Annotated in this window: 9 protein-coding genes and 1 pseudogene; 5 read left to right on the plus strand and 5 right to left on the minus strand. The window is 51.3% G+C overall.

All coding sequences use genetic code 11. The features are described 5' to 3' along the window. The 5 genes and pseudogenes from Q0224_RS03440 to der form a co-directional block, all read right to left on the minus strand. Positions 1-106, minus strand: a 106-nt coding sequence (locus Q0224_RS03440; RefSeq protein WP_346745738.1) for an ACT domain-containing protein, incomplete at its 3' end; no start/stop codon positions are given. 55 nt (positions 107-161) lie between these two features. After that, complete coding sequence (locus Q0224_RS03445) at positions 162-662, minus strand: DUF2628 domain-containing protein (RefSeq protein WP_297949102.1); 501 nt, start codon at positions 660-662, stop codon at positions 162-164. A 10-nt stretch (positions 663-672) separates the two neighbouring features. Continuing rightward, on the minus strand, positions 673-1,641 hold the full coding sequence (trpS, locus tag Q0224_RS03450) for a tryptophan--tRNA ligase (protein ID WP_297949104.1): 969 nt from the start codon (positions 1,639-1,641) through the stop codon (positions 673-675). Between the two features lie 487 nt (positions 1,642-2,128). Beyond that, positions 2,129-2,623, minus strand: a pseudogene (locus Q0224_RS03455) (shikimate kinase); the annotation flags it as partial. Next, positions 2,610-3,995 (minus strand): ribosome biogenesis GTPase Der, encoded by a 1,386-nt coding sequence (gene der / locus Q0224_RS03460; protein ID WP_297949106.1) that lies wholly within the window; start codon positions 3,993-3,995, stop codon positions 2,610-2,612. The pseudogene Q0224_RS03455 and the gene der, both read right to left, overlap by 14 nt. Before the next feature lie 473 nt (positions 3,996-4,468). Here der and Q0224_RS03465 point away from each other — a divergent pair, with 473 nt between their 5' ends. From Q0224_RS03465 to Q0224_RS03485, 5 genes are all read left to right on the plus strand, one after another. Next, on the plus strand, positions 4,469-5,374 hold the full coding sequence (locus tag Q0224_RS03465; protein WP_297949108.1) for a DMT family transporter: 906 nt from the start codon (positions 4,469-4,471) through the stop codon (positions 5,372-5,374). Between the two features lie 6 nt (positions 5,375-5,380). Continuing rightward, positions 5,381-6,313: a DMT family transporter gene (locus tag Q0224_RS03470; protein WP_297949110.1), complete on the plus strand. Its 933-nt coding sequence runs from the start codon at positions 5,381-5,383 to the stop codon at positions 6,311-6,313. A gap of 154 nt (positions 6,314-6,467) precedes the next feature. Then, positions 6,468-7,244, plus strand: a complete 777-nt coding sequence (locus Q0224_RS03475; RefSeq protein ID WP_297949112.1) for an acyl-CoA dehydratase activase — start codon at positions 6,468-6,470, stop codon at positions 7,242-7,244. Next, the gene (locus tag Q0224_RS03480; protein ID WP_297949114.1) at positions 7,241-8,350 is read left to right on the plus strand and encodes a double-cubane-cluster-containing anaerobic reductase; all 1,110 of its coding nucleotides are present in this window, start codon (positions 7,241-7,243) and stop codon (positions 8,348-8,350) included. Before Q0224_RS03475 ends, Q0224_RS03480 begins: the two co-directional genes overlap by 4 nt. A 73-nt stretch (positions 8,351-8,423) precedes the next feature. Continuing rightward, on the plus strand, positions 8,424-9,054 hold a 631-nt coding region (locus Q0224_RS03485; protein ID WP_297949115.1), incomplete at its 3' end, for a substrate-binding domain-containing protein.

Consider the following 9,054-nt stretch of genomic DNA (forward strand, 5'->3'; position numbering starts at 1 on the left):
TCTGGCTGATGTCGTCTATGTTTAGCCCAAGCTGCGCGAGCTTAGCCGAAACGCCCGCTACAATGCCAACCTTGTCCTTACCGATCACCGTTACGATCGCTTTCACTCTTACTCCTTTTTAAAATTTATTTAGCTATTTTGAGCGCGGAAGCCCTTTAAAACTACTGAATTTTGCCGCCGTTTGAAATTATTAGCGCAAACACAATTGCGACAAAAGCGTAAAATATTACCGCGAGCCATATCGCCCATCTATTCACGCCGCCGCCCCGTCTTAGGGCTTCATCGTCCTGTTTATCCAGCAATGAAACAAAACTATAGCAAACGAAATATTTCGCCATAGTTCCGCTACTGACGCTAATCGCCATTCCTATACTTCTATCATATTCATCCAAAAACGGAATAAAGCAGGAAATTAACACAACGGCAAATAGGGCTGCGGCAATTTTGTACTCCTTGCGGTACAGAAAAAAGAACAGCGTGCCTAAAAATCCCCACCAACTCCACGTGCTTACGTAAGTTAGTTCGCGCTGCTTGCCCGCGGCGAAAAATTTCTCGCAGGCGCGTGCGTAAATTTCAACCTTGCTAGGGGTTTGCAAGAAAATTTCCAGCTTCTGCCGAAGCAACTTGCCGTCAGATAAAATTTCTCTAGCGTAATCCGTCATCTCACTCTCCTTAGCGATAAATCCCTACGGCGGCGCGAACCTTTTGCATCAATGAAGCAGCCGTCGCAGCCGCTCTTTGCGCGCCCTGTCTTAGCATCTCATCTAAAATTTCGCGGTGACTTTGATAGTATTCGAATTTATCTCGCGCGTCTTTGAAGTAGCCCTGCACTAGCTCGTTTAGATACGCCTTGAAGTGCCCGTGCCCCTCGCCTCCGCGCTCGTAGCGAGCCTGCAGCTCCGCCTGCTCCGCCTCGCTTAAAAACAGCTTCGCGATATTATAGACATTGCATCCGCGCCACTGCTTAGGCGCCTCTAGCGGCTCGGAGGTCGTTACGATACTTGAAATTTGCTTCTTTAGCGTCGCGGCATCTGCAAAAATATCGATCGTATTGCCGTAGCTCTTGCTCATCTTCGCACCGTCTGTGCCCGGCACGATCGCCACTTCATCGTTTACTCGCGCTTGCGGAATAGTTAAAATTTCACCGTGGGCATTGTTAAATTTAAGCGCGATGTCGCGGGCGATCTCGACGTGCTGGATCTGATCTTTGCCCACGGGTACGACCTCTGCGCTGTATAGCAGGATGTCCGCCGCCATCAGCACGGGGTAGCTAAATAGATCATGCTTGCTCTCAAAGCCCTTGGCGATCTTGTCTTTGTATGCATGCGCTCGCTCGAGCAGCCCCATCGGCGTATATCCGCTTAAAATCCAGTAAAGCTCCAGCACCTCTTTCACGTCGCTTTGCACCCAAAACACCGTCTTTTTCGGATCTATCCCGAGAGACAAAAACGCCGCGGCGGCCTCGTAGGTGGAGTTTTTTAGCTTTGCGCCGTCGCTTACGGACGTGAGCGCATGGTAGTTTGCGATAAACATAAACATCTGCTCGCCCGCGTTTTGCGCATCTACCATCTGCTTGATGCTCGCGAAGTAGTTACCCAAATGCAGCTTGCCGCTAGGCTGAAGACCCGTTAAAATTCTCATCATTGCTCCTTTAAACCAAAATCAGATCGCCGTCCACAAAACCCACGGCGATGTGCTTGCACTCAAAAATTTTTGCATCTGACATCTGCTCTCGCAGCTCGCGCAGAGCCTGCACGAGTAGTTTTAAAACCTGTCGCCACGAAAGCTCATTTAAAAATTCAAGTTGCAAGCGCGAGCTTTGCGGATAAAATTCATCCTCGTCCTCGCACGCCCAGTCGTCGTCATCCGCGTCATAACTGCTCGATCCCGCTAGCTGTAGCGCATAAGGCTCGTAAAGATCGAAGTGCCACGCGATTACGCGCTTTGGAATTTCCTCGCGCTCTAAGCCCTCTAGTAGCTCGCGCAGCTTTTGCTTTAGCGCCTCTTTCTTTTCAAGCTTATCGCCTTTGCTCTCTTTGCCGTGCGGCTCGGAATTTTTGCCGCCGCCGGAGCGCTTCTGCTTAGACATCTTTTTCCCCTTTAAATTTAGCCTGTCGCAGGCGGAGCAAATTTCTTTTACGATCTTTTTTACGCTTTTATTTTCGACGTTGATTACGATGTCGGCCTTTTTTTCATACGCCCCGTCTCTTTGAGCGTGCAGCGCCGCGGCCTTTTGCAGATCCGCTAACAGCGGGCGTTTTGCAAATTTTTTCTCCGCGTTCTCGCTATTTTTTAAGCGATTAATAATCCCTTCAAAGCTTGATTTCAGATACACGACGGTGCCGATTTTGTTTAAATTTTTCACGGCGTAAAAGCCGCCGCCTGTAGAGATCACGGCGCAGCGGACGGACTTTTCTAAAAATTTCGCAAGGCTCGCTTCCATCTTTCTAAAGCTCTGCTCGCCCTGCTCTTTAAAAATTTGCCCGATCTTTTTATTGGCGTAGCTTTCGATCATATCGTCGCAATCAAGCGCAAACATCCCGCTTTGCGCAGCCAGTGCTCGCGCTACCGTGCCCTTGCCGACCCCCATAAAGCCGATGAGTACGATGTTACCGCTCTTCATCGCTCTCACCTTTTTTGCGCGGCAGCAGCACTAGCGGACTTCCCGAAAGAGCGAAGCTCGCGCGCAGCCTGTTCATCAAATAGCGCTTGTAGCTAAAATGTAGCGCACTTGGGCGGTTCATCACAAGAGCGATCTTCGGCGGCGCAAAGCCGATCTGCGCGGCGTAGTAAATTTTAACCGATTTGCCCCGCTCGCGAGGTATCGGATGCGCCTTTATCGCGGCTTCTACCACTTCATTGATCCTTGCGGTGCCGAGCTTGCGCGTGAAATTTGAATAAACTTCCAAAATGAGCGGGTAAATTTTATGTATCCGCTTCCTGTCCGTCGCGCTGACGCTGATAATCGGCGCGTAGGAAAGAAATTTAAACCTATCGCGCAGATCGCGGCAAAACTCGTCGTAATCGCGCTCGCAAAGATCCCATTTGTTTAAAATTATGATGAGCCCGAGTTCAAATTTAGCCGCAAGTCCCGCGATGCGCTCGTCCAGCTCGTTTAGCGGTTCGCTTGCGTCAAGCACCAAAAGCGCGATGTCGGAGTTTTGTAAAATTTTTTCGGTGCGATTTAGCGCGAAACGCTCGATGCCCTCGATCTTGCCGCGACGGCGAATACCCGCCGTGTCGATAAACTCGAGCGTGCGCCCCCCAAATTCCGTGCTTTCGTTCACCGGATCGATCGTCGTGCCCGCATAATCGCTCACGACCGAGCGCTGCGAGCCGACAAGCGCATTTAGAAGGCTTGATTTACCGACGTTTACCCGCCCGATGATACCCACGCCGATGGTTTTGCTAGCGTAAAATTCCTCGTCGCGCGCCTCTTTCGGCTCGCCCTCGTCGTTAAAGCCCTCTATGAAATCATCAAAAATTTCATCCTCGTCCTGCTGCGCGGGCGCAGGGTCTAAAAAGCCGTAGATCCACTCTTTGAGCTCGTCGATGCCGCTGTTATGCGAAACGGAGATCGGGAAAAATTTAACGCCGAATTCGTTAAACTCCCAGCTGCGCTCCTCGTCGCGCTTGCCGTCGATCTTATTGACCGCTAGGGCGATGGGCTTGCCAAGTCTCTGCAGCGAGAAAAATATCCGCCGCTCATCATCGCTCGGAAGCAGCTTGCCGTCCGTCATAAAGATTATCAAATCCGCGCTCTTTGCCTCGCTTAGCGTCTTAGCCTGCACGCGCGCAAACAGCTCGGAGGCGTCGTCCAGGCCGCCAGAATCGATCACGCGCACGCGGCGATCGAAAATTTCGGCTTCGGTTCTATTGGTATCGCGCGTCGTGCCCGCAACGTCGCTGGTAATGGCGATGCGAGCGCCCGCTAGGCGGTTAAAAAGACTCGACTTGCCGACGTTGGGGCGCCCGATGATGATCAAACTTTTCACGTTCGTCCTTCTGATTTTTGGCGCGATTATAACCAAAAATAGATTAAAGCCAAATTCTACGCGCTCGCTCGCGCAAGTCGGGCGGCAAAATTTTATGAAATTTAGGCGCTAAATTTAGCGAAATTTTATCGCGACACTAGCGGAACGCCGCCTAGATAAAAGGCCTTAAAGCGCACGATCCGTCGCCGCGGACGACGCGAAACTGGGGCTGCGCGTAAATTTATAAAATTTTAAAACTGAAGCCTGGACGAGAAAACTAGCAACCAAAGCGTGAAACGGGCGCAACCGTGCGAAAGCATAAAAGCCCGCAGCTGAGTAAATTTTGACTATTCCGCGCATACAAGCGCCGAATTACAAAACCGAGCCGTCGCACGGGGTGCGCAAAAGCAGGCGGCGCGGCGAAATATTAAAACGGCAGAATATTAAAATTTAATCATTATGCGTGTATAATTCCGCAAATTTAAAGGGACGCGATGAAATACAACAACTTCTTGCTGCACCATCTAAGCGTGTATTATATGCTGATGGCGTGCTCTTACAACTCTCTTACGGGCGTTTTTGCCAAGCTTTTGGGCGCGCAAATTTCATCGCTTGAGGTCGTGCTCTTTCGCAATCTGTCCGGACTTTTGATCCTGCTTTATAAAATCAAGGCTCGTTCCCGCGCGGCGCGCTTCGCAAACAAAGGCGGTCATCCTTTTACGCTCGCGTTTCGCGGTATTATCGGGATTTTGGGGCTGATGGTATTTTTTTATAACGTCGCAAACATCAGCCTCGGCGAGGCATTTACCTTTCAAAAAACTGCGCCCATTTGGACGGCGATCATTGCGTACTTTACCCTCGGCGAAAAATTCGGCGCGATGGGCTGGTTCTCGGTCTGCTTGGGCTTTGTGGGCATCATTTTGGTAATTCAGCCGCAGTTTGGCTTGCAGCCGAGCGATATTTTTGGAATTTTAAGCGGATTGTTCGCCGCGATGGCGCTTACCTCCGTGCGCGGGCTGCGCAAATACTATAGCTCCGATACGATCATCCTCTCTGCGCTTCTTGCCGGCACGCTGATGCCCGTAGCGCTTATGATCGCGGCGGAATTTATAGACGCGCCTGCGCTGAACTTTATGCTTTCTAAATTTAAAATTCCAAACGCACAGGGCTGGCTCTTTGCCGTGCTTTTGGGGCTGCTGGGGCTGTTTTATCAAACCTACGTCACCAAGGCCTACGCCGCGACGCGCAAAGCGGGCATAGTAGCTACGATCAGTTATGCGGACATCATCTTTTCGACGCTATTTGGGCTGCTGCTAGGCGACGCCCTGCCCGGTTTCATGGCGCTTGGAGGTATGGCGCTCATCATCGTCGCGGGCGCGCTCGTGGCGAACCGAAAGTAGGACGGCGTGAAGAAGAAATTTTACTCCGCGTTTTGGCTGAAACATCTGGGCGTTTATTACATGCTCGTAGCGAGCTTTTATTTTGCGCTAAACGGCGCACTAGCCAAGGTTATGGCGGAGCGGATGAGTAGCGCCGAGATCGTGTTTTTCCGCAACGTCGTAGGTATCGCGATCGTGCTGTTTTCGCTACGGCGGGTAAAAAACCTGGGCCCGGGCGGTAAGCCGTGGCTGCTCGCATTTCGCGGCTTTATCGGCAGCTGCGGGATCTTAGCGACCTTCTACAATATCGCCCACATCGATCTTGGCACCGCTTTTACCTTCCAAAAGACGGCGCCCATTTTCACCGCGCTATTTTCGGCATTTTTCTTAGGCGAAAAGCTAAGCTCCAAGGGTTGGTTTGCGATACTGCTCGGCTTTGGCGGAATTTTACTCGTCGTGCGCCCGCACATCGGCATCAGCGTAACCGATGCAGTGGGAATCTTCGGCGGCATGTGCGCGGGGCTTGCATACACGAGCGTGCGCGAGCTTCGCAAACACTACGCCACCAACCTCATCGTGCTGGTTTTCGTCTCGTCCGCTACCTTTCTAAGCGCGATGATGATGGCTGCGGGCTGGGCGCTTGAAGGTAGCGAGGTTAAAATTTTAGGACTTTTCAGCGGCGCGGATTTAGCGAAGCTCGCTTATTTCAACCCGCCAAGCCTTTTTGGCTGGGTGCTAGTGGCGCTTCTGGGCGTCAGCGGTATCTACTTTCAAATTTACATGACGCGCGCTTACGCCGCTTCGCGCAAAGCGGGCATAGTCGCCGCGATCAGCTACAGCGACATCCTATTTAGCATGGCGCTAGGAATTATGCTAGGCGATCATCTGCCCGGTCCGATCGTGCTAGCAGGCATTGCAGTAGTGATTTTAAGCGGAATTCTAATCGCCCGCGAGCGCTAAATCTAAATTTAAAACCGATTCAAACGCGGCGCGAGGCTAAATTTGAGCCACACCGCTAGGCTGCGCTAAATTTCAGCGATATAAAAGTCTTAAAAAGCTAAGATTGCGATAAAGTTCTACGGCGTAGAAATATCTTTCGACGGATTTAAATTTTATGCATTTTATCGGTATCGACATCGGATCGACCTCGTCAAAGGTCGCCGTTATGGACGAGCACGGCAGATTTTGCGAGCTGTTTTTGCTGCCTAGCGGCTTTAGCGCGGTTAGAGTCGCGCGGCAGATCAAGCAAAATTTAGAGCAAAAAGGCTACGGCGAGGGCTTCGTGACGGCTACTGGCTACGGACGCGTCAGCGTGGACTACGCGCAGCTTAGCATGAGCGAAATTTTATGCCATGGCCTTGGGGCGCACTTTTTGTTTGAGCCCGACTGCACCGTCATCGACGTGGGCGGGCAGGACACCAAGGCTATCAAAATAGAAGGTGGCAAGCCTACGGACTTCATCATGAACGACAAATGCTCGGCCGGCACGGGCAAATTTTTAGAGATCAGCGCGGGCCGCCTGGGGCTAGAGCTAAGCGAAATTTACAAAACCGCCCGCAAAAATCCCGCGATCAAGCTCAGCTCTATCTGCACGGTATTTGCCGAGAGCGAGATCGTCTCGCTAAGCGCAAACGGAGCCGAAACGAGCGAGATCGCCTACGCCATCGTGGACTCCTCGGCGCACAAGGTCGCCTCTCTCATCAAACGGCTGGAAAATCAAATTTATTTTTTAAGCGGCGGACTTAGCAACGTGCCGCTCTTTAAACGGCTTCTAGGCGAGCATCTGGGGGCTGAAATTTTTACTCACGAAAACGCAATCTACTGCGGCGCGATGGGCGCTTCGCTTATCGGCGCACGCAAAGCAAATGAAATTTCAAAGGAGACGAGATGAAGATGGATTTTGACGCGCTTAAAAAGCGCAACGCAATGGCTCTGCACGATCTAAAAGAGCAAGGCAAACACGTAGTGGGAATGTTTTGCACCTATTCGCCAAAGGAGCTCATTTACGCCGCGGGCGCCGTGCCGGTTGGGCTTTGTGCCTATGACGAGAGCCCGATAGACGCCGCTCACGCGGAGCTTCCGCGTAATCTTTGCCCGCTGATCAAGGCAAGCTACGGCTACGCAGTTACTAAAAAATGCCCCTATATGAACGCCAGCGATCTCGTCATAGGCGAAACGACCTGCGACGGCAAGAAAAAGATGTATGAGCTGCTGGCAAAACATAAGGACGTCCACGTGCTGCAACTACCGAATATGACCGGTGGCAAGAGCTTGGAGCTTTTTACCGACGAGCTTAGAGAATTTCGCAAAGTTTTAGAGCAAAAATTTGATACGAAAATCACCGATGAAGCACTGCTCGATGCGGTGCAAATTTACAACGAAGAGCGCAAGGTAATGTTGGAGCTTTTAGAGCTTGGCAAACTAAATCCGATGCCGGTAGCGGGCAGCGAAATTCATCAAATTTCATTTGCGAGCGACTTCATATACGATAAACGCGAAAAGCTTAAGATGATACGCGCCTACATAGCCGCCGCGAAGGAGATGACGCCGCCGAAAACTCGCAAAAAGCGGATCATCATCACCGGCTGTCCAAGCGGGGGCGTGTATGAGAAGGTTATCAAGCAGATAGAGGAGCTGGGCGCGGACGTAGTGGCCTTTGAAAACTGCTCCGGCACCAAAGGCTATCAAAACCAAGTAGAAACGAAGGGCGATCTAGTCGCAAATATCGCCGAGCGCTACCTTAAAATCCCCTGTTCGGTGATGTATCAAAACGACGCCAGAGGCGATATTATCAAGGAATTTATCCGCGAGTATCAAGCCCACGGCGTCGTTGATGTCGTGCTAAGCGGCTGTCACACCTACGCGATCGAGACAAACAGGATCAAAGAAGCAAGCCGCGAAGCGGGAGCAAACTATATGAGCTTGGAGACGGATTATTCCAAACAAGACGTGGGGCAAATTCGCACGCGGCTGGAAGCCTTTATAGAGCTGCTTTAGCAGGTCTTATTTGAAATTTTAAAAATTAAAAATTTTCTAAATTTAAAAACAAACCAAAGAAAGGAGAGGTTGTATGAAATTTAAGGAGATAGACGAATCTCGTCGCGGCTTTTTAAAAGGAGCTTTAGCGGCAGCCGCCATCGCCGGACCCGAATCGATGCTCGCCGGCTTCACGCCGTTTAAGCCCGATTCGCTGCAGGTTTGGTCGTGCGGAGGACTGTCCGAAGCATTTAACGAGCTAAACGCCATTTATGAGTCAAGGACGGGGCATAATATCCAGTACACCGGCGCCTTTGCGGGTGCGCTCGGGAAGTCGCTACTGGCCTTGCAGGGCAAGACGGAGGTTTTCGGCGCTCGCGTTTTGGAGCTAAGCCAAAAACTACGCAAGGCTGGCCTTAGCCTTCGCTTTAGACCGCTATGTTTTACCGACTATGTTTTAGTAGTGCCAAAGGACAATCCTGCGGGCGTTCGCGATCTAAAGGATCTAGCGGAACCCGGCGTGCGGGTGATGCTGCCGCTAAGGGCTTCGCCTCCTGGTAGCGGACCGGTAAAGGGAATTTTGAAAAATTCCGGTCTCACAGGGCCTGTTATGAAAAATATGGTCGCCAACGGCTCATGCGTCATCCAGATGATGTGCGATCTGGTAGATGGCAAGGGCGATGCGTCCATCATCGAAAAGCGCCTAACGACGCACGATAGATTTA

The sequence above is a fragment of the uncultured Campylobacter sp. genome, assembly GCF_938002845.1.
Lineage (GTDB): Bacteria > Campylobacterota > Campylobacteria > Campylobacterales > Campylobacteraceae > Campylobacter_B.

Coding starts and splice junctions, on each gene's coding strand:
- Q0224_RS03465 (WP_297949108.1), top strand. CDS start 4,469: ATGAAATACAACAACTTCTTGCTGCACCATCTAAGCGTGTATTATATG.
- Q0224_RS03480 (WP_297949114.1), top strand. CDS start 7,241: ATGAAGATGGATTTTGACGCGCTTAAAAAGCGCAACGCAATGGCTCTG.
- Q0224_RS03445 (WP_297949102.1), bottom strand. CDS start 662: ATGACGGATTACGCTAGAGAAATTTTATCTGACGGCAAGTTGCTTCGG.
- Q0224_RS03475 (WP_297949112.1), top strand. CDS start 6,468: ATGCATTTTATCGGTATCGACATCGGATCGACCTCGTCAAAGGTCGCC.
- trpS (WP_297949104.1), bottom strand. CDS start 1,641: ATGAGAATTTTAACGGGTCTTCAGCCTAGCGGCAAGCTGCATTTGGGT.